Origin of the sequence: Pseudomonas sp. M20 (genome assembly GCF_045037865.1) — a bacterium.
In the GTDB taxonomy this organism is placed as follows: domain Bacteria; phylum Pseudomonadota; class Gammaproteobacteria; order Pseudomonadales; family Pseudomonadaceae; genus Aquipseudomonas.
The window spans coordinates 1,652,469-1,676,608 of the sequence record NZ_CP173611.1 but is presented as its reverse complement, the minus strand read 5'-3'; the positions used below and the strand labels follow the sequence as shown (position 1 = coordinate 1,676,608).

Sequence of the window (24,140 nt, the reverse complement as noted above, 5' to 3'; positions counted from 1 at the left end):
TTTGGTATAACGCATTTACTGCCGATTGGTTATTGGTGATTCACGACGGCAGGCCTATCCTGCACAGGCGTTATCCCTCAATGAGCAGGATTCGTCCGGCCTGATTCAGGAGTGTGAGCAATGTCCAATGAAGTGATCAACACGGTCCAAGTGCAGGCTGCCGCCGGCCGCTCGGATGAACTCGGCAAGCAACTGCAGAAGATCGTCGACACCCTGCGCGAAACGCCGGGCTGCGATTCCTACCTCGTCGACCGCTGCCCCGAGGACAGCCACCGCTGGACGGTCAGTGCTCGTTGGCAGTCAGAAGCGGCGATGCAGGCGCATTTCAACCGGCCCGAGGCGCAGGGGTTTATCGATTTGATCGATAGCCGGTTGGCCAATAGCGTGGATTTCAACAGCTTTCCCATCGTTTGACCTGACGCCTTCGCGAGCAGGCTCACTCCTACAGGGATCTGCGGTGCATTCGCTAGCAGCGCTTCAGGGCCTGCTTGTGCACATACATCGCGCTATCGGCATCCGCCAGCAACCGGTCCACGGTCTCATGGCGTTTGGCGTCGTATTCAATCTGGCCGACGCTGAAGCGAATCGCATACCCTCGATGCAGTGTGGCGTTGCGCTCTTCAAGGATGTCCTTGAGCCGCGCCATGATCGTCGTGGTTTCAACATGGCTGGAACCGGTCAGCAACGCTACAAACTCATCTCCGCCCAGCCGGCCGACCACATCGCTCTCGCGAAAGGCAATGCGCAGCACATCAGCAAAGGTCTTCAGCGCACTGTCACCCTCGGCATGGCCATACAGATCGTTGATCTGCTTGAAGTCATTGAGGTCGAAAAACAGCAACGTCGCCGGCCGCTCCAGCCGTGCGCAGGCATCCAGCGCATGCTGGGCCAGTTGCTTGAAGCCCCGTCGATTGGACAGCAGCGTCAGCTCGTCCATGCTCGCCATCTGCACGGCCGTCAGCTCTTGCTCGGCCATCTCGGCCAGATCGCGCAACAACGCGCGCTCTTCCTCGTCGAGGTCGCGGGGCTTGGTGTCGATCAGGCACAGCGTGCCCATTTTATTGCCGTTGGGCACAGTCAGCGGGTAGCCGGCGTAGAAGCGGATGTTCGGCGCGCCAGTCACCAGCGGATTGTCATGGAAGCGCACGTCCTCGCGGGCGTCGGGCACCAACAGCAGATCGTTCTGCAAAATCGCGTGTCCGCAGAATGAAATATCCCTGGGCGTTTCAGTGGCATCCAGGCCCACACAGGACTTGAACCACTGCCGATTGGTGTCGACCAGCGTCACCAGTGCAATCGGCACATTGAACAGGCGTTTCGCCAGCCGTGTCAGTCGGTCGAAACGCTCTTCAGGGGCGGAATCGAGCAGTTCGAGACCGTGCAGCGCTTGAACTCGCGCCGTTTCATTCGCAGGTTTTCCTGGAACCAGCATCAGCACACTCCGTTGGCAACAATGCTTTCAAGCGTAGCGCTAATTTGGCAATGGCTCACATTTGCGCCACCGGACAAGGCCCGCCCGCATCGGCCCAGAGCTTGAATTGCGTAACGAAAATATCGTGCGGCACTGGCACGGGCGCACGCCCTGCCCCAGGATTCCAGCCCCACAGCACCAGTTTGTCTTCGCTGACATGTTTGATCAGCGCGGCAAAGTCGCGATCGCCGTTGCTCGAACGATCCTTGATCATCGCGCAAAGCTTGTCCGGCGGCAGGCCGATCCAGGCCATTTTGTGCGCCGCCGGCGGCAGGCTCCAGTGCGGCGCGCCCGGTGGCGCATGGGGGCCGTAACTGGCCGGCGGATTGTTTTCCGCGTGGCAGGTTGCACAGGGCAAACCGGCGGCGCCCTTGCCGTCCATGCCGCGCACCACGTTCATCGCGTGGGGGATGCCAGCGTCGAACTGCAGCGGCGAATCACCGGGGATGTGGCAGTTCTGGCAACGCGGACTCTGGAAGACTTTCTGCACCGTGGTGAAGGCTTTCAGCGCCTCTTGATCATCGGCAAACAAGTCCGATGCATAACCGCCAAGCCCCAGCAGAATCACCGTGCCCAACACTAGATGTCGTTTCATCTCACACCCCCGACAGTTGCAGCGGCAACTCGCGCAGGCGCTGCCCGGTCAGGGCGAACACCGCGTTGGACACGGCTGGGGCGGTCGGCGGCACACCGGCCTCGCCGATGCCGCCGGGTTTGTCGCTGCTGGGCACGATGTGCACCTCGACCACCGGCATCTCGTTAAGCCGCAGCACCTGATAATCGTGATAGTTGGACTGTACGACCGCGCCGTCCTTGAGCGTCAGTTTGCTGTGCAACGCCATGCCCAGACCGAAAGTGATGCACGATTCCATTTGCGCCGCGATGCTCTGCGGATTCACCGCGATCCCGCAGTCCACCGCACAGACCACGCGATGCACGCGAATCGCCAGATTGTCCTGCGACACCTCCGCCACCTGCGCCACATAACTACCGAACGACTCATGCACCGAAACCCCCAGCGCATGGCCGTCCGGCAACGGCGCTTTCCAGTTGGCCTTTTCCACCGCCAGATTGAGCACGCCGAGATGCCGAGGATGATCCTTGAGCAAGGTTCGTCGGTACTCGACCGGATCCTTGCCCGCCGCCGTCGCCATTTCATCGATCAGCGACTCCATGACAAACGCCGTGTGGCTGTGGCCAACGGAGCGCAACCACAGCACATTGATCCCGGTTTGCGGCGAATGCAGATCGACCTGATGATTGGCCAGGCCTTTGACGTAAGGGCTGTCGGCCACACCCTCGACCGAGGTCGGGTCGATACCGTTCTTGACCATCATCGCTTCCATCAGCGTGCCGGTCATGATCGACTGGCCGACCAACACGTGCTGCCAGCTCGACGGTAAACCATCGACGCCCAAACCGATCTTGGCTTGATGCAGGAACATCGAACGGTAATAACCGCCACGAATGTCATCCTCGCGCGACCACACGGTTTTCACCGGCATGGCGGCGGCTTTCGCCACTTGCACCGCTTCGGCGACAAAGTCTGATGTTGGGTTGGCCCGGCGGCCAAAACCGCCACCGAGGAATTCGGTGTGGATTTCCACCTGCTCCGGTTTCAGCCCGGTGATCTTGCCGGCGACCATTTGATCGAGCGTCTGAAACTGCGTACCGGTCCAGATCTCGCATTTCTCGGCGCTGATCTTCACCGTGCAATTGAGCGGTTCCATCGGCGCATGGGCCAGATACGGCACGCTGTATTCGACGTCGATTTTCTTCGCCGCCTTGCCGAAACTGCCCTTGGCATCCCCAGCCTGACTGGCTGACGTGCCTTGCGTGGCGGCCAATTTGCGGAAACTTTCCAGCAATTTTTCGCTGCTCAGGTCTGCATTCGGCCCCAGATCCCAATCGACCTTCAGCGCATCCCGTCCCAGCTTCGCCGCCCAATAATGCTCGGCAATCACCGCGACACCGGTCGGCACTTGCAGCACTTTGTGCACGCCCGGCACCGCCAGCGCTTCAGCACCTTCGAAGGATTTAACGCTGGCTCCGAATACCGGTGGGCGCGCGACCATTGCTGTCATCAAGCCTTCAAACTGCACGTCCATGCCGAACTTGGCGCGGCCGGTGATTTTCTCCGGCGTATCGAGGCGCTTGGTCGGTTTGCCAATGACTTTCCAGTCCTTGGCTTCCTTGAACGTAATCGACTTCGGATCCGGTACCGGCAGTTGTCCGGCGGCATCCGCCAACTCGCCGTAGGTGGCGCGTTTATCGCCAGCGATGACCACGCCCGATTCGGTGCGAATCGCCGATGGCGCCACTTCAAAGCGCTTCGCCGCCGCCTCGACCAACATCTGCCGCGCGGTCGCGCCGGCCAGGCGATAACGGTCAAACTCCATCCACGTCGACGTCGAGCCGCCGGTAATCTGCATGCCGCCAAACCCCGGCATGCCGTAATCCGCCGCCGACGCTGGCGAGTGTTCGACGTGGATCTTCGACCAATCGGCATCCAGCTCCTCGGCAATCAACATCGTCAGGCCGGTCCAGATGCCCTGGCCCATCTCTGAATGCCCGAGCAACACGGTGACGCTGTTGTCCGCCGCGATCCGCAAAAACGCATTGGGCGCGAACACCTTGCCTTCATTTTCGGCTGCATAGGCAAACTTGTGGCCGCCGGGGACGACAAACGCCACCACCAGCCCGCCGCCCAACACGGCACTGCCCTTGAGAAAACCCCGACGCGATACAGGACTGTTCATCGTCTATCTCCCCACAAAATCAGCCGATTTCCGAAGCACGCTTCACCGCTGCGCGAATGCGCGGATAGGTGCCGCAACGGCAAATATTGCCGGAGAGCGCCTGATCGATATCGCTGTCGGTGGGCTTGGGGATCTTCGCCAGCAGTGCCGCCGCAGACATGATCTGCCCCGATTGGCAATAACCACACTGCACCACGTCGAGTTCGGCCCAGGCTTGCTGCACCGGGTGCGAGCCGTCGGTGGACAGGCCTTCGATGGTGAGGATTTTCTGGCCGTGGGCCACAGCTGTTGCGGGGGTGATGCAGGCGCGCAATGGCGCGCCGTCAACGTGCACGGTGCAGGCCCCGCACTGGGCCATGCCACAGCCGAATTTGGTACCGGTCAGGTGCGCGACATCGCGCAGGACCCAGAGCAACGGCATGTCCGCAGGGACATCGAGCTCCTGATCCTTGCCATTGATATTCAAGGTCAGCATCGGGGAAATTCCTCAGACTCACGGTGTTCTGAAGGGGCGTCGCTACGGCCATCAATGCCTGTGCGCGCCTCGGCTTATCCCTTTCAGCAAAGCCTAATTTGCGCGTGAAGCCAGACGTTGCGACCACCGGTCATGCAGATGTCGACTTTAATCCTACAGTTGATAACGGCTCGCACTGAGCCTGCACTGTAGAAAACTCGTCATGAGCGAAACCGGTCCGCGATCACCGCGCGGGTTATCCATCAGATTGGTCTGGAGTTGCGAACATGGGATTTGTCACCACAAAAGACGGCGTCGAGATTTTCTACAAAGACTGGGGCCCGAAAGACGCGCCAGTGATCCACTTCCACCACGGCTGGCCGCTCAGCTCGGACGATTGGGATGCGCAGATGCTTTTTTTCCTCGGCAAAGGCTTCCGGGTGGTTGCCCATGATCGGCGTGGGCATGGGCGTTCGAGCCAGGTCTGGGATGGCCACGATATGGATCATTACGCCGACGACACGCTGGCAGTGGTCAATCATCTGGGTCTGAAGAACGTCGTACATGTCGGTCACTCGACCGGTGGTGGTGAGGTGATTCATTACATCGCCCGGCATGGTCAGGCCAACGTCGCCAAAGGCGTCCTGATCAGTGCGGTGCCGCCGTTGATGGTGCAGACCGAAAGCAATCCGGGTGGGCTGCCGAAAGCGGTGTTCGATGATTTTCAGGCGCAGTTGGCGGCGAATCGCGCGCAGTTTTATCGCGATATCCCGACCGGGCCGTTTTATGGCTACAACCGGCCGGGCGCCACGCCTTCGGAGGGGATTATTGCCAACTGGTGGCGGCAAGGGATGATTGGCGGAGCGAAGGCGCATTACGACGGGATCGTCGCGTTTTCGCAGACGGATTTTACTGAGGATTTGAAGAAGGTCACCGTGCCGGTGCTGGTGATGCATGGTGAGGATGATCAGATTGTGCCGTATGCGGATTCTGGGCCGTTGTCGGCGAAGTTGCTGCCCAATGGCACGCTGAAGTCGTATCCGGGGTTTCCGCACGGGATGCCGACGACGGAGGCCGAAACGATTAACGCGGATCTTTTAGCCTTTATTCGCGGCTGAAAATGGACCGGTGCCTGACACTTATCTCTGTGGCAGCCAGCCTGCTGGCTCCCCTATTAGCTATTTGTCACACCAAAAATCCTCAACCCACCTCAATTCCTGTGGGAGCTGGCTTGCCAGCGAAGGCGGCGGCACCTTCAACATCGTTGTTGCCTGACCTACCGCTATCGCTGGCAAGCCAGCTCCCACAGTGTTTTGTGCCAACCCGCAATTCTGTGATCCACACCAATCCCTTGTAGAAGCCAGCCTGCTGGCGATGGCGACGGGTCTGCCAAAGAAGGTGTTGGCTGAACTAGCGCATTCGCTAGCAGGCTAGCTGTGATCCCACAAAGGTCGGCTGAGGGTGCAACTATTCTTCGGTACGCCCCGTGCTTTCGCGATCACGTTCGTAGTGGTGAGCCAGTGGAAGCGCCGGCAGCCACGCGTCGCGGCGAATCGTCCAGAGTTCGTAGGTGGGTTTGAACTGATTAGGCTCATCCAGCGATCCGACGTTGACCTCTACTTCATCTTCGGAACGCGTAAATACCGGTGAGCCGCAGCGCGGGCAGAAAAAGCGCCCGTTGTAGTCGCGGGTTTCGCCGGTGACTTTCAGCGCATCCTCGGGAAATATGGCCGAGGTGTGAAAGAGCGTGCCGTGGCGTTTGCGGCAGTCGAGGCAGTGGCAGATGCCGACGCGATAGGGCTGACCCGTCACTTCGAAACGAACATCGCCGCATAGGCAGCCGCCGGTCAATAGATTCATGTCGCACCTCCTCTTCAGAATTTGAAATTACCAACAGCCCTCACCCTAACCCTCTCCCAGAGGTAGAGGGAACTGACCGCGCTGAATGTGCAAGTTGCACCGACTTGAGATACCGAGTCGAACGCAGGTTTGAAGAGCACAAAGATCGGCTCCCTTTCCCCCTCGCCCCCTTGGGGGAGAGGGCTGGGGTGAGGGGGAAAAATCTCACAGACTCACGCAAAACCGAAAGCCGCCACCAACCGGCAATTCCCATGCGTAAACGTCATCCGGTTATCGCGTTTAAAGCACACAAACCGTTACGCCATCCTCCCTACAACACCTTGCGTCGTTACCTACGCGTACGCCAGAATCCGCCGGCTTACACGGCTATGGGCCGGGCTATATCGTTTGCCTGTCACTGCAAAACAGTGATCGGGTTTGGTAGCCCGTCTGTAATAGCCGTGTGACAACACCCAGTGCTGTGTCTTTGTGGAGGCTCAGTTCAATGGTAGTCATGCGTGGGGCTCACTCGTGAGCGCCGGGTTCCTATTGCAGCCGGTCTACCAACCCGCGTATGGCCACCACCCACTCGTTTGGTAGCGAGAGTGATGGCTCCTTAAACTGCGATAGGAGTTTCATCCATGTTCAAGATCACGCCAAATCCACCGCCCACCGATCCAATCCCTCACGACCCCGCGCTTGACCCGCAAAAGGTCAAAGAGGCAACCGACCGCGCCCTCGACTACTACCTGCGACCCGAAGCACTGGGCGCTCCACCAGGTTCGCCACCGTTTCGCCCGGTCTATCTGGTCGACCCCACACTGGATGAAGAAACCCTTTTGGTCGAAGCTTGCGAATCACTTTCCTACGCCCACTCCATGGCCGGTAACATCGCCAACTCAATAGGCGGCGCGGAGCGCAAACCGCTGCTGGCGCTGCAACAGGTCATCATGCTGAACGAACTGTTGGTCAATCGACTGCTGGACAAGCTGCGCGTACCGCTGTAGTCAGCAGAGCGAATGAGTGAGGGGTTCCCTGCCCCTCACTTTCGCTTCGCTCCTGCGTCGATTGATGAGCAAAAACCATGAAGCCATCGCGCTTATCCGCCCAGCCACCTTTTTTACTATCCAAATCGCCGTGAGCATTCGTCAGCGTTTGAGGATGTGGTTGGTGCGCGTAAGGCTCGCATGGCGATCAGCGTCCATACTGTGGTTTTTGATACTGCGGACGCCGTCATGCCCTCCCCCGAATCGCCCCTTTTGCAAAGCTGGCACAACAACGCTGAAGCGTGGATCGAAGTGATCCGCAGCGGCGCCATCGAAAGCCGTCGGCAGGTCACCGATCAGGCAATTCTGTTGGCGATCATGGGCCGCCAGCCTGTGCGCGTGCTCGATCTTGGTTGCGGCGAAGGCTGGTTGTTGCGGGCGCTGGCGGATCGGGGGATTGAAGCTGTCGGGGTGGATGGCGATGCGCGGCTGGTCGAAGCGGCGCGTTTGGCGGGGGTGGCGCAGGTGCATGTCGCCAGTTATGACGCGTTGGTCGATGGGACGGTCGACATCGGTCGCGACTACGATCTGGTTTGCGCCAACTTCTCGCTGCTGCATCAGGACATTATTCCGCTGCTTGCGGCGATGCATACATTGCTGGTTCCCGGCGGCGCGCTGGTCATTCAGACCTTGCATCCGTGGGCCGTGGCGGCAGGCGATTATCAGGATGGCTGGCGCGAAGAATCCTTCGCCGGGTTCAAAGGCCAGTGGCAGCCGATGCCGTGGTATTTCCGCACGTTGTCGAGCTGGTTGAATGCGCTCGATATGGCCGGGTTCCAACTGGCCAGCCTGCAAGAGCCACAACACCCGCAAAGTCCGCTGCCGCAGTCGTTGCTGATGGTTGCCGAGCGCCGCTGAGCCCCAGAACACCGCTGATCATTGTAGGAGTGAGCCTGCTCGCGATAGCGGTATTTCAGGCAATACAAGTGCAGACTGTGCCGACGCCATCGCGAGCAGGCTCACTCCTACAGGGTTTTGCGTTGACAACATATCCAAGTAATCCCACAGGAATTATGCGGTTTGCGGGATCATCCGCGGAGCACGGATGCGGTACTGCGCCAACAGGCGCATGACGTAGCCAATCTTGATCAGAGTCGGGCCGAGGATGGTCAGCGAATGCATCGCCACCAGCAGCGCAATCGGCATGTGGCCGTTGTAGAGATACGCGCCGTAGATGCCGGCCAGCAGCATGAGCAGACCAGCGACGAGGATTTTGCTCGACAGGTGCAGAACGTTCAGCGGGCTTTCGAAGAAAGTGAGCATGGTGGCGTACTCCTGAGCGGTTCGTTTAGGTCAGTTGAGTACATCAAGTCTCGTGCCAGATTATCAATTCAATAGAATCAGTTAGTTGCACGATAACAAGTCAATTTGACACAACGCGGCCTTAGTCAATTCGACCTGAAACCTTGTCATTACGACTACAGAAAGACACGCTAAGAAAATCCGGTCTGCGGCTCGGTGTCTCCGTCGTCAGAATTTCCAATGCTCGGCAATTGTCGATCTACGGCACCGGCAATCGACCAGGGACTGACTACGCTGTAAATCCTGCGCGTCTAACCTGCCGAGGATGACTGCCATGCAACGCTTTCAAAAGCTCACGCCCTGCCTGTGGTTCGACGATCAGGCCGAAGCCGCCGCGAAGTTCTACTGCTCGATCTTCGATCACTCGAAAATCACCGGCCTGACCCACTACAGCAAGGTCGGCCAGGAATTTCACGGCAAGCCGGAAGGTGCGGTGATGACCGTCAGTTTCGAACTCGACGGTCAGACTTTCACCGGGCTCAACGGTGGGCCGATGTTCAAATTCAGCGAGGCGATTTCGTTTCAGGTCAATTGTCAGAATCAGGAAGAAGTCGACCATTTCTGGGGCCATCTGTCCGAGGGCGGCCCCGTCGAGGCCCAGCAATGCGGCTGGCTCAAGGACAAGTTCGGCGTGTCGTGGCAGATCGTGCCAGTGGCCTTTATGCACATGATGCTGGACCCGGACACCGCCAAGTCGCAGCGAGCGATGCAGGCCATGTTCACAATGAAAAAACTCGACATTGCCGAACTCGAACGGGCCTTTGCCGGCCAGAGCTAATACACTGGCGCACTGGCCTGCCGGGAATAACAACGATGAAACACGCTGCCGCCAAAAACCCTGAAAAAGCCCCGCGCTTCTGGCGCGACGCGGCGCTGCCATTCATTGAAGCACGGGCCATCGCCGATGGCCGCGAGGTCTGCTACGCACGACATTCCCACGCGCACTTTTCCATTGGCGCAATCACTGCCGGGCGCAGCACCTATGTGCATGAGCAGGCACGGTTCGAGGTCGCGGCGGGCACCGTGGTGCTGATGAACCCCGGCGATGTGCATGCGTGCAATCCGATTGATGACCAGCCGTGGTCGTATGTGATGCTGTATGTCGAGACGCCATGGCTGACGGATTTGCAGCATCAGTTGGGCTTCGCCAGTGATCTTGAGTTTCGGCGTTTTTCCACCACACACCTTGATGACTCTGCGCTGTTCAACGAACTGAACGGGCTGTATCAAACGTTAGTCGATCCGCAACAGGATGTGCTGCGCAAACAGAGCGCGGCGGTGGAGTTTTTCAGCGACCTGCAACTGCGTTTGAACCCCGCTGGCCCCTCTCTGCGCGAGCCGAATTTCAAACTGGAACGCGCTGCCGATTTCATCCGCGAGCACTGCACCGAAGTGCTCAACCTCGACGACATCTGCGCAGCGGCACAACTGTCACCGTCATACCTGATCCGCGCCTTCAAACAGCATTACGGCATGACGCCCCACGCGTTTGTGGTCAACCAGCGCATCCAGTTCGCCCGCGAGCGTTTGCGCGGCGGGCAGTTGATTGCGGATGTGGCGCTTGAGGCCGGGTTTGCCGATCAGGCGCATTTTCAGCGAGCGTTCAAGCAGCATCTGGCGGCGACGCCTGGCCAATATCGCGGTTGACACTTCATCTGAAACTCAACACTGCCCCCTGTGGGAGCGAGCCTGCTCGCGAAAGCGGTGTATCAGTCACGGGGATATTGACTGTGCCATCGCTTTCGCGAGCAGGCTCGCTCCCACAAGGTGAAGTGCCAGCATCATCGGCTGATGACCTTCGAATTGAGATATTGACATATCGGTAAATTCCGATATCTTCACGGCATGGACCTACTCGAAATCTTCAAAGCTCTCTCGAATCGCACACGCCTGGAAATCCTCAAAGGCTTGAAGGATCCCGAGAAACACTTTCCTCCCCAGGATGAAGGTGACGTGCACACGGTGGGCGTTTGCGTCAGCAGTATTCAGGAAGGCGTCGGGCTGTCGCAGTCGACGGTGTCTGATTATCTGGCGACCCTGCAACGCGCGGGCCTGGTTGAAGTCAGGCGCATCGGCCAGTGGACTTATTACAAACGCAACGAAGCAGCGATCAGTGCGCTGGCCGAGATCATCGGCAGCGAGCTGTAATTTTTTGCCACATGATATCGAAAATTCCCGATATCCCTTTTTACCGAAACGAGGAAATGCAATGAAAGCGATGATCCTTACTTCATTTGGCGGCGCGCAATCGTTCGAACTGTGCGACGTACCCAAGCCAGTGCCACAAGCGGGCGAAGTGCTGGTGCGGGTGCACGCCACCTCCATCAACCCGCTGGACTATCAGGTGCGTCGTGGCGACTATGCCGATCTGGTGCCCCTTCCCGCCATCACCGGTCACGACGTGTCTGGCGTCGTCGAAGCCATCGGTTCCGGGGTGACAGCTTTCGGGCCGGGTGACGAAGTCTGGTACACCCCGCAGATTTTCGACGGGCCGGGCAGTTATGCCGAGTACCACGTTGCGGCGCAAAGCATTGTCGGCAAAAAGCCGCCCGCGCTGAGTCACCTCGAAGCGGCCAGCCTGAGCCTGGTCGGCGGAACCGCGTGGGAAGCATTGGTCGTGCGAGCCGCGCTCAGAGTCGGCGAAAGCATCCTGATCCACGGCGGCGCAGGCGGCGTCGGCCATGTGGCGATCCAACTGGCCAAAGCCATCGGCGCGAAGGTCTTCACCACCGTGCGTGAAGGCAATTTCGAGTTCGCCCAGCGCATGGGCGCCGATGTGCTGATCGACTACGAAAAGGAAGATTACGTCGATGCGATCCTGCGCGAAACCGAGGGACGCGGCGTCGATGTGGTGTTCGACACCATTGGCGGCAATACGCTGACACGCAGCCCGGACGCCCTCGCACAGCTTGGCCGCGTGGTATCGATCGTCGACCTTGCCCAGCCACAGAACCTGATTCAGGCCTGGGGCAAGAACGCCAGTTACCACTTCGTTTTCACCCGACAGAACCGCGGCAAGCTCGATGAGCTAAACACATTGATCGCCAACGGTCAGTTGCGTCCACACGTTGGCGCGGTCTATCCGCTGGCCGACGTCGGTCTCGCCCATGCCTTGCTGGAAACGCCCAACAACGGCGTTCAAGGGAAGATCGCGATTGCTGTTGCGCCATCGTCCGAACTCGCCAATCGCTGAACTCAGTCCCGAGGAGAACATCATGGTTTACGAGATCGCTCTGCTACCCGTTCACAAAGCACAAACTGCAGCGTTTCGGAGTGCGTTTGCCGAGGTCGAGCCGTTGCTCAAACGGGCAAAGGGTTACAGCGGACATCTGCTCGCACAAGGCATCGAAACGCCCGAAGTCTTCAACCTGATCGTGCACTGGCAATCCCTCGAGGACCACTCGCCCGGGTTTGAAGCGAGTGAGGACCATCGGTTATTCATGCTGGGTCTGGAGGAATATTTTTCGGACGAGCCGACGGTCTGGCACATTGAGGGGGGCGATTTTGCGCAGCCGTTCAACTAGTCTCTGGCAGTGACGCCGATCAATGTGGGAGCGAGCCTGCTCGCGAAAGCGGTGGTTCAGCCGGCATATTCAGTGACTGACAAACAGCATTCGCGAGCAGGCTCGCTCCCACAGGGTCAAGTGAACAACAAGTAGATAGCGCTCAGTGCCAACAACCCTGCCATGCTCCGATTGAACCAGCGCATCCCCGCCGCATTGCTCAGGTACCCACGCAAAAACGTCCCGGCATACGCCCAGCAGCCCACCGACAGATAACAGATCACCAGATACACCGCTGCAAACTGCCAGACCAGCCGCGCCTCGCCATCGGCGACAAACGCGCCCATACCGGCCACACACGCCAGCCAGGCTTTCGGGTTGAGCCATTGCATCACCGCGCCGTACAGCATCGATGGCGCCCGCCCTGACTCACCGGCATTCAACTGCCCGTCATCCATGGCCAGTTTCCACGCCATGAACAGCAGAAACACGACACCGGCCAGTTGCACCACACGGGTCATGAACGGCCAGAGCTTCAGCACCTCGTGCAAACCCAGGCCCATCAACACCAGTAACAGCACAAACCCCAGCGTGGCCCCGGCGACATGCCGTTGACTGGCACGAAAGCCGAACTGCGCCCCGGAACTCAACGCCACAATATTCACCGGCCCCGGCGTGATCGACGCCGCCAGCGCAAACGCCGCCATGGAAACAATCAGACTCATCGCACACCTGCTTCAAATCGAGGAACAAGGTGCACACCCTAGCCAGCGCTCGGTTCCGCGTATTGAAGAAAACTACCCTTGATGTACATCCAACCCGTGTAGGAGCTGCCGCAGGCTGCGATCTTTTGCCTTTGTTTTCAAGATCAAAAGATCGCAGCCTGCGGCAGCTCCTACAAGAAGTGAGTCGTGACTGATATTCAGTCCAGACGCGGCACGGTGAAGCGGAACTCGCTGCCCTGCCCCGGCTCGCTCTCGGCGAAGATCCGCCCGCCATGAGCTTCGACGATGCCTTGAGTGATATACAAACCCAGACCCGTGCCGGTCGGGTTGCCCTCTTTCACCGTCCAGTAACGATCGAACACGTGCGGCAGATGCTCCTTGGGAATGCCTTCGCCACTGTCGCGAACGGTGAAGACAATATCATCACCGACCGACGTGGCATGCACGCCCACCCTGCCCAGTCGCGGAGTGAATTTGATCGCGTTGCCGACCAGATTCGACAGCACCTGAAACAGCCGTTCAGGGTCGGCATGAATGCGCAGATCAGGATCGGCGTCGAAGGAAATGCTGATGTCCTTGTCCAGCGCCAGCGGCGCGAGCAGCGCCTGCGCTTCCTCGAACATCTGCCCGACATCGAGTTTCTGCGGGGTGATGGAGTAGCGCCCGGCGTCGATTTTCGAGGTATCGAGCAAATCCTCCAGCAGCGTGTTCATGCGTCCGGCAGCCTGTTGCATGGTGTCGATGGCCGTGGAAATGCGCCGCGAAGTGTGCGGGCCGTCGGAGCTGAAGGCCTTCTGCATCATGCCGCAGAGCATCGAAATCACGGTCATCGGATTGCGCAAATCGTGCGACACCACCGCCACCAACTCATCACGGGCGCGCACCGCTTCCTGCTCGCGGCGAACCTGGCGGGCCAGATCGTTTTCCAGTGCAGAACGCCGCAGGTCGTTGGCGGCAAACAGATCACCGTGGCTCCACTTGGTGGAGATCCCGGCCATCTCGACTTTCCAGATTTCAAACGAGGTGCGCGGACGCAAACGCAGGCCGGCGTCGGAGTTTTCCAGGTCCAGCGGCTTGCGCGGATCGCCGCTCCAATTGATGTTTTCCTTGACCTCGGGGCGAAACCAGAACACGCCATTGTCCACCGGTTTCGGCAGGCTCATGGCAAGTACGCCGCTGGCCACTTGCTGATACTGCGCGGCCGGCGGGTAGACGCTGGCCAGGTGATGACTGGCAAACACCGCCTCGCCACTGTCCTGCAACCACTTGTGCAAGGCGCGGATCTCTTCCGGTTCCGGGCAGTTGCCGTAACGGTGGAGTTGCTTGTCTTCGATGATCGCGATACCCCCGGCATTGGTCAGCGCCATCAGGGTTTGCGGCTGGTTGGCCAGACCGTCGAAGACGTTCTGCGGTGAATCGATCATTGCTTGATTGAGCAACGCCAAGGCTTCGACTTTCTCTTCACGCTGACGGCTGATCTCCAGCGCTTCCATGGCGCTGATCTGCAGCGACAGCACTTGGCCGATGGTCTGACACGCGGCGCGCAATTCGTGCGGCACGTGCAGTGGCTGGCGATTGCCGCAACTGATCAAACCCCAGAGCTTGTCGCCCTTGAGCAGGGAAATGCTCATCGAGGACAGCACGCCCATGTTCTTCATGTATTGGCAGTGGATCGGCGACACGCTGCGCAGCGTGGCGAAACTCAGGTCCAGCGGCGTGTCGGTGTCCGGGCGCAACTTCGGCAACAGCGGCACCGGTTGGTAGTCGGCATTCGGGATGATCCGCAACCAGTTGGTGCGATACAGCTCGCGCGCCTGTTCAGGGATGTCCGACGCCGGGAAAAACAGGCCATTGAACACTTCCATCGACGGATCGGAGGCTTCGGCTATGACCTGACCGTGGCCTTCCTCCTCGAAACGATAGATCAGCACCCGGTCGTAACCGGTCATGGCCTGGATTTCCTTGACGCTGATGTCATACAGCGCCTGCAAGGTGGTGGCCGCTTGCAGACGCTGAAGCATGCGCCCCAGATGAGTCTGGTTGCCGGCGACGTTGCGTGGCTGGAAGTTCTCGACGTGGATTTCCAGTTCGAGGATCAGCACGCCCTGATGACGATGCAGCAGGCCCTCGAACGCCGTGCCGTTGAGCCTGAAGCGCAGCGGCGCTAAGTCAGACAGCGAAGGTTGCAGCAAGGCTTCGCGCACTTGCGCCGCTTCGGCATCGCCGATCAGGCTTTCCAGTGGCTGACCGATCAGGCTTTGTGGCGCGCGGGCCAGCAGGGTTTCGACGTTGGCGCTGACCTGAATGATCGCCAGGTCAGGCTCACTCAAAGTCAGCAACAAACCGTGGGGCTGGATCGCCCCGGGGAAACGAATCGGCTCGTCGGCACAGTTGGCCAGCAGTTCTTCAAAGGCTTCTTTGTCTTGCGCAGTCATGCCAGTACCTCCCGGCTTTCGAGCCAGTGCTCGAAGCTGCTGAATGTGGTTTGTGCTGCCGTGACGACAGCGGCACGCTCGGCGACGCTCATTGGCCGACTGCCGAGGTATTCAATGAAGTCGCGCCAGCGCCGGCCCGTGGCGGCGCCGTAGATATCGAGAAAAGCCGCGCCGTTATCGGCTTCCAGGCCTAATCGTGAAGAGATTTCCCGGCGCAGAATCTGTCCGCCGAGCGTTGCGCCCTCGAGAACGTAGAGCACGCCAAGGCAGGCAGCGCTTGAGTCGATCACCGGCAACTGCTCGCACTGCGGCAGACCTTGCAGCGCTTCGGCAGATACGCCCAGCGCGTGCAGATCAGTGCGCAAGGTTGACGCTTTGAGTCGAGGCGTCAGATCAAAACCGGCAGGAATTGCATCACTGCGGAGCAAGGCGTTTTCCAGCGGCAGATAGAAGCCGTAATAGGCCTGCACCAGCCGGACAAAGGCCTGCGTATCGAGGGTATCGGAGAAAAAAGGAAGGCGTTTTTCCAGCGCGATGTGCAGCTCGGCAGTGCCGGCCCGCAGATCTTGCAGCACCGGTGGCACATAAACTTCACGGGCCTTTGCTTGCATGTAGATCGCTCTTGGTGGGGCCGCCAGGGGCCAAACGGGGTGAGTGCAACGTCGGCGAAATTTTACACGGCTATCGCGGTTTCTGACCGGATGGATAGTTATTTCTGCCGAAACCATCACCCTCTGAGTCATTCAGAGTGAAGGCATCTGCAAAAAGTTCGACCGCGTTGCCCAACGGCGCCGGGCGCTGTACCGCGACAGCGCCGCGTGACTGTATGGGTCTGGGCGCCCGGAGGCTGTGATAAAAATATCGCTCTCTTTTCTGGAGTGCTGTCATGGATCTCGCCACGCTCATCCTGTTTCTCCCGGCCTGTTTCGCCCTGAACATGGCCCCCGGGCCGAACAACCTGCTATCGGTCAGCAATGCTACGCGCTATGGCTTTCGCCGCGCCTGCGCGGCGGGCATCGGGCGGATTCTGGCGTTCACCGGGATGATTGCGCTGGCTGGGGCGGGTCTGTCGGTGGTGCTGCAGACCTCGGAATGGCTGTTCCATGCGATCAAGATCATTGGCGCGGGGTATCTGCTGTATCTGGCCTGGCAGTTGTGGCGGGCCAATCCCGAGACTGAGCAGCAGGCGACCGCAGCAACGGCGGGGTTCTTCGCGTTGGCGCGGCAGGAATTTCTGGTGGCGGCGGGCAACCCGAAGGCGATCCTGTTGTTTACCGCGTTTCTGCCGCAGTTCGTCGACCCGGCGCGCCCGGTGCCGGAGCAATTCGCGATGCTGGGCGTGCTGTTTCTGCTGCTGGAGTGGATCGCCATCAGCGCCTACGCGTGGATGGGCCTGCACATGCGCCGCTGGTTCGCCGAGCCGCGCGGCAAGCGGATCTTCAATCGTTGCTGCGCGGGGCTGCTGTCGGCGGCGGCGTCGGTGCTGCTGATGGCGAAACGTGCTTAAGCCTCGGACGGACCTTTGAGTTCGACCTGATTGCCGTCCGGGTCGAAGCAATACAGCGACAGACCTTTGCCCTCGGCGCCGAAGCGTGATTCAGCTTTTGCCACAGTCAGACCGAAGGTTTGCAGATGTGCAATCAGCTCCGCTTCGTCGAACGGTTCGATGCGCAGGCAGAAGTGATCGACGTTGCGCCGCTCGGCCCCGGCCGCCCCGCCGCCCTTGCGGCCAAGTTCGCCTTGCAGGTCGACGAGGTCGATCATCGAAGTGCCAGCGCGCAGATGTATCAGGCCCAGCGGTTCGTTGCGTTTGACCACTTCGGCGCCGAATACCTGGCCGTAGAATTCGATGCTGCGTCGCAGATCGGCGACGCGCAGGACGATGTGATCGATATGTTGGATGGAAAACGGATGCATCGGGCACACCTCAACAAACGGTAGGAGCTGCCGCAGGCTGCGATCTTTTGATCTTGTTTTTGAGGATCAACATCAAAAGATCGCAGCCTGCGGCAGCTCCTACACGGTAGTTCAGGGGATTTGAAAATTCACTGTCGATTTTTCGGTGGAGCCATCGAGAATCTGGTTTTACTCTCGGACCATGAACATACAAACCGCTGTCCTGCCGCCCCACGCCGAAATGGTTCGCGCCATGCTTGAACGCGACACTGCCTATGAAGGCGTGTTCTTCACGGCTGTGAAAACCACCGGGATCTTTTGCCGCCCCAGTTGCACGGCGCGCAAGCCGAAACCGGAGAACGTAGAGTTCTTCGCCCATGCCGACGAATGCATGTCGGCCGGCTATCGCGCTTGCTTGCGCTGCAAGCCGCTGGACGCCGCCGCCATCGCGCCGGACTGGGTGCAGCGCCTGCTCAAAGCCGTGGAGGCCGACCCGGAGCTGCGCTGGAGCGATGCGCAGTTGCTCGCTGAAGGCATCGAACCGCTGAAGCTGCGGCGCTGGTTCAAGCAGCATTTCGGCATGACCTTCCACGCGTGGCTGCGTACGCGCCGCTTGGGCATGGCGCTGGGCGGGATCAAGCAAGGCACCTCGATTGATCACGCCGCGTTTGATTCGGGTTATGAATCGCTCAGCGGTTTTCGTGATGCCTTTCAGAAGTCCTTCCACATCACCCCGGGCCGCGTCGCCCAGAGTGAGCCACTGCTGTTCACCCGGCTGACCACGCCGCTGGGGCCGATGATCGCCATGGCCGAACGCCGTGGGCTGGTGTTACTGGAGTTTCTCGATCGCCCGGCGCTGACCCGCGAAGTCGAGGAGCTGCAAAATCGCTATGGCTACGCAGTCGCGCCGGGGCACAACGCCCACTTGCAGCAGATCGAGCAGCAACTGGTGGAGTATTTCGCCGGCAAGCTGAACACCTTTACTGTGCCGCTGCACTTGCCCGGCAGCGAGTTTGCCCGGCAGGTCTGGTCAGCGTTGCTGCAAATCCCTTACGGCCACACTAGTACATACGGCGCCATCGCCGCCAGTTTGGGCAAACCCGGCGCCAGTCGCGCAGTAGGCCTGGCCAACGGGCACAATCGGCTGTCGATTGTGGTGCCCTGCCATCGGGTGATCGGCGCGGATGGTTCGCTGACCGGCTATGGTGGTGGGCAGCCGCGCAAGGCGTTTCTGCTGAGGCTGGAAAACGCCGCCGTGCAGCTCACCCAATCCCTGGCATTCTGACCACCCCCATCAACTGACAAGAAGGATTTTTGATGAACGCGCTCGCTACGCAGTTTCACCAGTTGCACCAGCAAGGCCTGTTGATTCTGACCAATGTCGCCGACGCCACCGGTGCGCGACTGGTCGAGCACCTGGGCGGTAAAGCCGTGGCCACCAGCAGTGCGGCGGTGGCCTGGGCCCACGGTTACCCGGACGGCAACACCCTGCCTCTTGAACGTCTGGTGTCGACCGTGGAATCGATCGCACGGGTCATCAGTATTCCATTGACCGTGGATGTCGAGGCCGGCTATTCCGATGACCTCGGGCGCGTGGCAGAAGTGCTGGATGCGGTGATCGCCGCAGGTGCCGTGGGAATCAATATCGAGGACGGTTCCGCCGATCCTGAGTTGCTCGCGCGCAAGATCGAAGTGGCGCGACAGGTCGCCGGCAAGCGCGATGTCCAGTTGTTCATCAATGCGCGCACCGATGTCTATCTGAAAAGCCTGGTGCCGGCCGAGGATCGCGTCGCCGAGACCCTGCGCCGCGCGGCGCTCTATCAAGCGGCCGGCGCCGATGGCTTGTTCGCGGCAGGCGTGACGTCGGCCTATGAAATCGAGGCCATCTGCAAAGGCACTGCGCTGCCGGTCAACGTGCTTGGTTTCGCTTGCCTGCCTTCGCCTGAAGAACTGCAAGCGCTGGGCGTGCGCCGCTTGAGCGCGGGTTCCGGCATTGCCGAATTCCTCTATGGCGCAATGGGTGGGCTGGTGAAAAGCTTTCTCGCCAGCGGCAAACTCGATACCCATGACCTCAAGGCGTTCAGCTACGGCGAAGTCAACGGCCTGCTGAAATAACATGCCCGACGCTTATCAGGAGGCCAGCGCGTTTCTGGCCGCGCTCGATCCGCACTGGCAGCGCCATATCGCAGCGGTCGGCCCGTGTCTGCATCAACCTCATCCTGCGCGTGATCCGTATGAGTCGCTGGTGCGGGCGATTGCTTATCAGCAACTGCATGCCAAGGCTGGCGATGCGATTGTCGGGCGGCTGGTGGGGTTGTTTTCCGGGCAATCCTTTCCGCGACCGGAGCAGATTCTTGCGACGGATTTTGATCGAATGCGCAGTTGCGGGTTTTCGGCGGGCAAGATTGCGACGATTCAGGGGATTGCTCAGGCAACGCTGGATGGCGTGGTGCCGGATTACGCTACGGCGCTGGCGATGGATGATGAAGCGTTGATTGAGCGCCTGATCAGCCTGCGCGGAGTGGGTCGCTGGACGGTGGAGATGTTGCTGATTTACAGCCTGGAGCGCATGGATATTCTGCCGGCGGATGACTTTGGCGTGCGTGAGGGATATCGGCGGATGAAGGGACTGGAGGTGCAGCCAACGCGTAGGGAGATGGTTGAGATTGGGGTGGCTTGGAGTCCTTTTCGGACGGTGGCGGCTTGGTATTTGTGGCGGGTGCCTAAACCGTTGCCCTCACCCTAGCCCTCTCCCAAAGGGAGAGGGAACTGATTGGGGGATATTGGAGATTTACGCCGACTTGAAATAGTGCCTCTGAATCCATGATCGCCAAGACTTCTCAATTCCATAATCGACTGCCCTCACCCTAGCCCTCCCGAAACGTCGGACCGCCCAGAGGTAGAGGGAGCCGACCGAGGTGTCTGGCGTCATCCATCGACCTGAAAGACTGAGTCGATTATGGATTCAGAAGAAAACTCTCACGTCGGCGTACCTCTTCAATATCCCACGGTCAGTCCCCTCTCCCTCTGGGCGGTCCGACGTTTCGGGAGGGTTAGGGTGATCGGCCTTTGACTGTATCGCACTGTATACCCCGAAGCCGCAGACACACCAAAAGCACAATCCGCCACCCCGCCGACACATCCCCGATACACCCCGACGCTGAAATGCCCCGGTCGATTTCATTCAATTCACCGGAGCTGCACCATGACCACCACTCTTTCAACCGCCGTCAAACACCTGCACCTGAACCTCGACCGCGCCGGCACCTGGCTCGCCCCGCTGACACTGCGCCTGTTCATCGCCTGGGAGTTCTTCGAATCCGGGCTGGAGAAATTCAACGGGCAGAACTGGTTCGAAGACATTCAGGACAGATTCCCCTTCCCGTTCGATCAACTGCCGGCAACGCTGAACTGGGAACTGTCGATGTGGGCCGAGCTGATCGGTGCGCTAGCGATTCTGGTGGGGTTCGGCACGCGCATCTCAGCGATTTCGCTGATCGTGGTCACTGTCGTCGCCACCGCCGCCGTGCACTGGCCCGCTGACTGGTCGTCACTGAGTGAATTGGCACAGGGTTATGCGATCACTAACAAAGGCTTCGGCAACTTCAAGCTGCCGGCGATTTACCTCGCCGCGTTGCTACCGTTGGTATTCGCCGGAGCGGGCAAGTTGAGTGTCGATGCGTGGTTGGCGCGGGTGTTCTGGAACAGAAGCACCCGCTGAGGCTTAGTGCGCCCGGTCGAGTCCGGCGAGCAACGCGCTGTCACGGCTGTAAATGTCTGGCGAGTAACGCACACGGCCGCTGCTGTCGACCTGTGCGGTCCAGTAAGTCATCAGGATGGGCACCGGCGCCGACAGACGGAATTCGTGGGTGGTGCCGGTGGCCAGCAGGGTTTCGGTGCGGGCCTTTTCCGCCGGGGTGAGCAGCAGATCGCGCAGTTGCATCGGATGCTCGACCCGCACACAGCCCGAACTGAAAGCACGCGGGCCTTTTTCGAACAGCGCCTTGCTCGGCGTGTCGTGCAGGTACACCGAAAACGGGTTGGGGAAGCGGATGACCATTTGCCCCAGCGGATTACGCGGCCCGGCGTCCTGACGCAGCATGATGTTACCGGGGTTGTCCCAGTCGATATCCGCTGCCGCCAGCGGCTGACCGTTAGCGTCGAGCACTTGCAGGTTCTGGCGGCTGAGGAAGGTCTGGTCCTTGCGGATCTCCGGCAGTTTGTCCTCCTTCCAGATGGTCGGCGGCACGGTCCAGGTCGGGTTCAAGGTCAGGCGTGTCACCCGGGATTTCAGCAACGGCGTCTGGCGCTCGGCGCGACCCACCTGAGTGCGCGTCTGCCACACCGGCACGCCGCCCTGATACAACGTCAGTTCAGCAGCGGCGACGTTGACCAGCAGGCCATTGGGTTCCATGTCCTGGGCCATCCAGCGGAAACGTTCGAGGTTGACCCGCAGCTGTTCACGACGAATTAGCGGACTGATGTTGAGTTCGGCAATCGTGCCCGGCCCGACCACACCGTCAGCCTGTAGGGAATGGTTGGCCTGAAAACTCTTCACCGCATCAACCAGCACGTCGTCATAAGCATTGTCAGGCGTGCCAACGACGTGAGCCAGGTAGCCTTCGCTGTACAGCCGCTGAGCCAGTTCCGGCACACGTTTGTCTTCCATGGCCGGGCGCAACAGCGGCCCGTTGCCCACCGCTTGCCATTGCGGCAAAGCCGTGAGCCGTTGCGCCGCATAGAGCTGACGCAAGTCCTGATATTGCGCCAGACGCGGACGGGCCAGATCGAACGCGACGGCAATGTCGTGCATGCCCGGTACGGCGATCGCCAACAATTCCGCCTGACGGTCACGCCGGCTGTCATCGGCATGCCACAGCGGTTCGAAGTGCGATTGCAGCAGGCGACCGTAGTGCAAATCCTGCAGGGCCTGCAGGTAGTTGCGACTGATGTCGATGTCGGCGCACAACTCGCCATCCTGCGGCGCCGTGGTCGCGATCGGGTAACGTTTTGGATTGAGACCATCATCGGCCAACAGCTGCAATTGCGAGCGCAACACCGGCAATTGTGCCGACTCACTGGCCCACACCGGCATCCAGTCCTGCTGCTGGTAGAAGGCTTGCAATTGACTCAGCGCCGGGCCGTTGAGCTGTGCCGCAATCGCCGGGCATGACTGCGCCAGACTGATCAAAACCGCCTGCAACGGACTTTGCGGCTCGACCGGCATTTCCGCCGGTGGCGTTGGCAATGTCTCCAGCGGCGGCAACGGCTCATCGGCACAAGCGACAAACGGCGCAGCGAGCAAACAAATGCTCAAGTAGCATGCGTACTTTTTGAACAACTGCTTTACTCCAATCCATGGCCGTCTAGATGATGGTCAACCTTACATCAGGTGCGCTGAACAGTCAGGCTCGATCGACGGGCTTGCGGGTATTGACTGGGAGTCAGGAGCCAAAGTGCCAAATAAGTAGCAATTGAGGACACTTTATAAAATGTTGACGTTTTTGCGCCGACTTCTGTTGACCACCGCGACCCTTGTCGTGGTGTCCAGTCCCGTTTTTGCCGCCGGCAAACCATCGCCGGTTCTCTTTACCAGCCTCGCGCACGCCGCGCCAGAACTCAATCCCCAAGCGCTGAAAGGTGCGTTGAACGCCATGCAATGCGCGGTCAACAACGGTGCGAAACCGTCCCGCCACCTGGCGATCATCGACTATTCGCAACCGTCCACCGAACGCCGACTGTGGATCTTCGACCTCAGCAAAAAGAAATTGGTGCTGCGCGATCTGGTTGCTCACGGCTCCAATTCCGGGGAAAACTTCGCCACGCAGTTTTCCAATGTCGAAGGCAGCTACCAGTCCAGCCTTGGCCTGTTCCGCACGCAGGAAAGCTACAGCGGCACCCACGGTTATTCGCTGCGCATGGACGGTCTGGAGCCAGGCTTCAATGACATGGCTCGCGATCGCGCGATCGTCATTCACGCCGCCAGTTATGTAAATCCGTTGTGGAGCAAGAAACAGGGGCGCATCGGCCGCAGCCAGGGTTGCCCAGCGGTTCGGCCACAGATCGCCAAGCAGGTGATCGACCGGTTGAAGAATGGCCAGTTCATGTTTTCGTGGTACCCGGATCAGCGCTGGCTGAAGTCGTCGCCGTATCTGAACTGCCAGCCGCAGCAGGTGGCGAGCATCCTCAATACTCACGCGAGCTAACCGACCACCCCAAATCCCCTGTAGGAGTGAGCCTGCTCGCGATAGCGGTGTGTCAGCCAACACAGATGGTGCCTGACACACCGCTATCGCGAGCAGGCTCACTCCTACATTTGATCTCTGTCAGCCCCATGTTTCATTACAACTTTGTCATTCAGCTGTCGGTTTGCCGTGCGGATCGCTCGGTAGCCTGAAGTTGTCCCGGCACCAATGCCGATCAACCATGACCACTGAGTGACTGACCATGAAAACCCTCCTGCTCGCCCTCACCGCCCTCCTTGCCACCGGCAGCGTGTTCGCCGCGAACATGCCCGACAGCGCCGTGATTCATGACAAATCCGGCTTCTATGTCAATCTGGATGTCGACAAAGTCCTGTCCAGCACCGATATTTCACAAGCGTGTGGCGTGGTCCCGGCGCAATTGAATTACCTCGACCATCAGGGCCGCGAACATGTGCTGGACTATCAGGTACAAGGCAGCGGCTGCATCAATGACCACTGAGACTG

General features: G+C 59.7%; 27 protein-coding genes. 16 read left to right on the top strand and 11 right to left on the bottom strand.

The window, feature by feature from the left end; all coding sequences use genetic code 11:
• Positions 1-120: 120 nt before the first annotated feature.
• Positions 121-414: a putative quinol monooxygenase gene (locus ACI514_RS07675; RefSeq protein ID WP_160058411.1), complete on the top strand. Its 294-nt coding sequence runs from the start codon at positions 121-123 to the stop codon at positions 412-414.
• 52 nt (positions 415-466) lie between these two features.
• Here the strand turns inward: ACI514_RS07675 and ACI514_RS07670 are convergent, their stop codons facing one another.
• Genes ACI514_RS07670 through ACI514_RS07655 form a run of 4 tightly spaced genes read right to left on the bottom strand, consistent with a single transcriptional unit; the run spans position 467 to position 4,705 of the window.
• Positions 467-1,432, bottom strand: a complete 966-nt coding sequence (locus tag ACI514_RS07670) for a sensor domain-containing diguanylate cyclase (protein ID WP_160058413.1) — start codon at positions 1,430-1,432, stop codon at positions 467-469.
• Between the two features lie 55 nt (positions 1,433-1,487).
• Positions 1,488-2,066 carry a hypothetical protein gene (locus ACI514_RS07665; RefSeq protein ID WP_160058415.1) on the bottom strand — a complete coding sequence of 193 codons (579 nt, stop codon included), beginning with the start codon at positions 2,064-2,066 and terminating at the stop codon, positions 1,488-1,490.
• 1 nt (position 2,067) lies between these two features.
• Positions 2,068-4,230 (bottom strand): molybdopterin cofactor-binding domain-containing protein, encoded by a 2,163-nt coding sequence (locus ACI514_RS07660; RefSeq protein ID WP_405123443.1) that lies wholly within the window; start codon positions 4,228-4,230, stop codon positions 2,068-2,070.
• A gap of 19 nt (positions 4,231-4,249) precedes the next feature.
• Entirely contained in the window at positions 4,250-4,705 is a 456-nt protein-coding gene (locus ACI514_RS07655) for a (2Fe-2S)-binding protein (RefSeq protein WP_003224136.1), read from the bottom strand.
• Between the two features lie 266 nt (positions 4,706-4,971).
• Between ACI514_RS07655 and ACI514_RS07650 the strand changes: the two genes are divergently transcribed.
• On the top strand, positions 4,972-5,802 hold the full coding sequence (locus ACI514_RS07650) for an alpha/beta fold hydrolase (RefSeq protein ID WP_405123442.1): 831 nt from the start codon (positions 4,972-4,974) through the stop codon (positions 5,800-5,802).
• A gap of 349 nt (positions 5,803-6,151) precedes the next feature.
• Here ACI514_RS07650 and ACI514_RS07645 read toward each other — a convergent pair whose 3' ends face one another.
• On the bottom strand, positions 6,152-6,544 hold the full coding sequence (locus tag ACI514_RS07645; RefSeq protein WP_405123441.1) for a GFA family protein: 393 nt from the start codon (positions 6,542-6,544) through the stop codon (positions 6,152-6,154).
• A gap of 620 nt (positions 6,545-7,164) precedes the next feature.
• Here ACI514_RS07645 and ACI514_RS07640 point away from each other — a divergent pair.
• A complete protein-coding gene (locus ACI514_RS07640; RefSeq protein WP_405123440.1) occupies positions 7,165-7,530 on the top strand; it encodes a DUF6124 family protein in 366 nt (121 codons plus the stop codon).
• A gap of 228 nt (positions 7,531-7,758) precedes the next feature.
• Positions 7,759-8,427 (top strand): class I SAM-dependent methyltransferase, encoded by a 669-nt coding sequence (locus ACI514_RS07635; protein ID WP_405123439.1) that lies wholly within the window; start codon positions 7,759-7,761, stop codon positions 8,425-8,427.
• A gap of 153 nt (positions 8,428-8,580) precedes the next feature.
• Here ACI514_RS07635 and ACI514_RS07630 read toward each other — a convergent pair whose 3' ends face one another.
• A complete protein-coding gene (locus ACI514_RS07630; protein ID WP_405123438.1) occupies positions 8,581-8,832 on the bottom strand; it encodes a transmembrane sensor/regulator PpyR in 252 nt (83 codons plus the stop codon).
• A 313-nt stretch (positions 8,833-9,145) separates the two neighbouring features.
• On the opposite strand from ACI514_RS07630, the gene ACI514_RS07625 reads away from it, so the two are divergent.
• From ACI514_RS07625 to ACI514_RS07605, 5 genes are all read left to right on the top strand, one after another.
• On the top strand, positions 9,146-9,649 hold the full coding sequence (locus tag ACI514_RS07625; RefSeq protein ID WP_095047919.1) for a VOC family protein: 504 nt from the start codon (positions 9,146-9,148) through the stop codon (positions 9,647-9,649).
• A 35-nt stretch (positions 9,650-9,684) separates the two neighbouring features.
• Positions 9,685-10,518: a helix-turn-helix domain-containing protein gene (locus ACI514_RS07620; RefSeq protein ID WP_405123437.1), complete on the top strand. Its 834-nt coding sequence runs from the start codon at positions 9,685-9,687 to the stop codon at positions 10,516-10,518.
• Between the two features lie 198 nt (positions 10,519-10,716).
• Positions 10,717-11,019: a helix-turn-helix transcriptional regulator gene (locus ACI514_RS07615; RefSeq protein ID WP_007910618.1), complete on the top strand. Its 303-nt coding sequence runs from the start codon at positions 10,717-10,719 to the stop codon at positions 11,017-11,019.
• A 61-nt stretch (positions 11,020-11,080) separates the two neighbouring features.
• Positions 11,081-12,064 carry a zinc-dependent alcohol dehydrogenase family protein gene (locus ACI514_RS07610; protein ID WP_405123436.1) on the top strand — a complete coding sequence of 328 codons (984 nt, stop codon included), beginning with the start codon at positions 11,081-11,083 and terminating at the stop codon, positions 12,062-12,064.
• A 22-nt stretch (positions 12,065-12,086) separates the two neighbouring features.
• Positions 12,087-12,395 (top strand): antibiotic biosynthesis monooxygenase family protein, encoded by a 309-nt coding sequence (locus ACI514_RS07605; protein WP_405123435.1) that lies wholly within the window; start codon positions 12,087-12,089, stop codon positions 12,393-12,395.
• Between the two features lie 116 nt (positions 12,396-12,511).
• Here the strand turns inward: ACI514_RS07605 and ACI514_RS07600 are convergent, their stop codons facing one another.
• The 3 genes from ACI514_RS07600 to ACI514_RS07590 all read right to left on the bottom strand — a co-directional run bounded on the left by ACI514_RS07600 (position 12,512) and on the right by ACI514_RS07590 (position 16,145).
• On the bottom strand, positions 12,512-13,099 hold the full coding sequence (locus ACI514_RS07600) for a LysE family translocator (RefSeq protein WP_405123434.1): 588 nt from the start codon (positions 13,097-13,099) through the stop codon (positions 12,512-12,514).
• A gap of 197 nt (positions 13,100-13,296) precedes the next feature.
• Positions 13,297-15,534 (bottom strand): ATP-binding protein, encoded by a 2,238-nt coding sequence (locus ACI514_RS07595; RefSeq protein ID WP_405123433.1) that lies wholly within the window; start codon positions 15,532-15,534, stop codon positions 13,297-13,299.
• Positions 15,531-16,145: a biliverdin-producing heme oxygenase gene (locus ACI514_RS07590; RefSeq protein ID WP_405123432.1), complete on the bottom strand. Its 615-nt coding sequence runs from the start codon at positions 16,143-16,145 to the stop codon at positions 15,531-15,533. Before ACI514_RS07590 ends, ACI514_RS07595 begins: the two co-directional genes overlap by 4 nt.
• Positions 16,146-16,420: 275 nt before the next feature.
• Here ACI514_RS07590 and ACI514_RS07585 point away from each other — a divergent pair, with 275 nt between their 5' ends.
• Positions 16,421-17,041: a LysE family translocator gene (locus tag ACI514_RS07585; protein ID WP_160058448.1), complete on the top strand. Its 621-nt coding sequence runs from the start codon at positions 16,421-16,423 to the stop codon at positions 17,039-17,041.
• Here the strand turns inward: ACI514_RS07585 and ACI514_RS07580 are convergent.
• Positions 17,038-17,451: a VOC family protein gene (locus tag ACI514_RS07580; protein ID WP_405123431.1), complete on the bottom strand. Its 414-nt coding sequence runs from the start codon at positions 17,449-17,451 to the stop codon at positions 17,038-17,040. The genes ACI514_RS07585 and ACI514_RS07580 overlap by 4 nt on opposite strands.
• Before the next feature lie 181 nt (positions 17,452-17,632).
• Between ACI514_RS07580 and ACI514_RS07575 the strand changes: the two genes are divergently transcribed.
• The 4 genes from ACI514_RS07575 (at position 17,633) to ACI514_RS07560 (ending at position 21,151) form a co-directional block, all read left to right on the top strand.
• Positions 17,633-18,715, top strand: coding sequence for a bifunctional transcriptional activator/DNA repair enzyme AdaA (locus ACI514_RS07575; protein WP_405123430.1), 1,083 nt, complete (start codon positions 17,633-17,635; stop codon positions 18,713-18,715).
• Positions 18,716-18,747: 32 nt separating this feature from the next.
• Complete coding sequence (locus ACI514_RS07570) at positions 18,748-19,545, top strand: isocitrate lyase/phosphoenolpyruvate mutase family protein (protein WP_405123429.1); 798 nt, start codon at positions 18,748-18,750, stop codon at positions 19,543-19,545.
• A gap of 1 nt (position 19,546) precedes the next feature.
• Positions 19,547-20,176, top strand: a complete 630-nt coding sequence (locus tag ACI514_RS07565) for a DNA-3-methyladenine glycosylase family protein (RefSeq protein ID WP_405123428.1) — start codon at positions 19,547-19,549, stop codon at positions 20,174-20,176.
• 459 nt (positions 20,177-20,635) lie between these two features.
• A complete protein-coding gene (locus ACI514_RS07560; RefSeq protein WP_160058458.1) occupies positions 20,636-21,151 on the top strand; it encodes a DoxX family protein in 516 nt (171 codons plus the stop codon).
• A gap of 3 nt (positions 21,152-21,154) precedes the next feature.
• On the opposite strand, the gene ACI514_RS07555 is transcribed toward ACI514_RS07560, so the two are convergent.
• Positions 21,155-22,771, bottom strand: coding sequence for a murein L,D-transpeptidase (locus ACI514_RS07555; RefSeq protein ID WP_405123427.1), 1,617 nt, complete (start codon positions 22,769-22,771; stop codon positions 21,155-21,157).
• A gap of 151 nt (positions 22,772-22,922) precedes the next feature.
• Here ACI514_RS07555 and ACI514_RS07550 point away from each other — a divergent pair, with 151 nt between their 5' ends.
• Positions 22,923-23,636, top strand: coding sequence for a murein L,D-transpeptidase catalytic domain family protein (locus ACI514_RS07550; RefSeq protein ID WP_160058461.1), 714 nt, complete (start codon positions 22,923-22,925; stop codon positions 23,634-23,636).
• A 241-nt stretch (positions 23,637-23,877) separates the two neighbouring features.
• Entirely contained in the window at positions 23,878-24,135 is a 258-nt protein-coding gene (locus tag ACI514_RS07545; protein WP_160058463.1) for a DUF2790 domain-containing protein, read from the top strand.
• Positions 24,136-24,140: the final 5 nt, after the last annotated feature.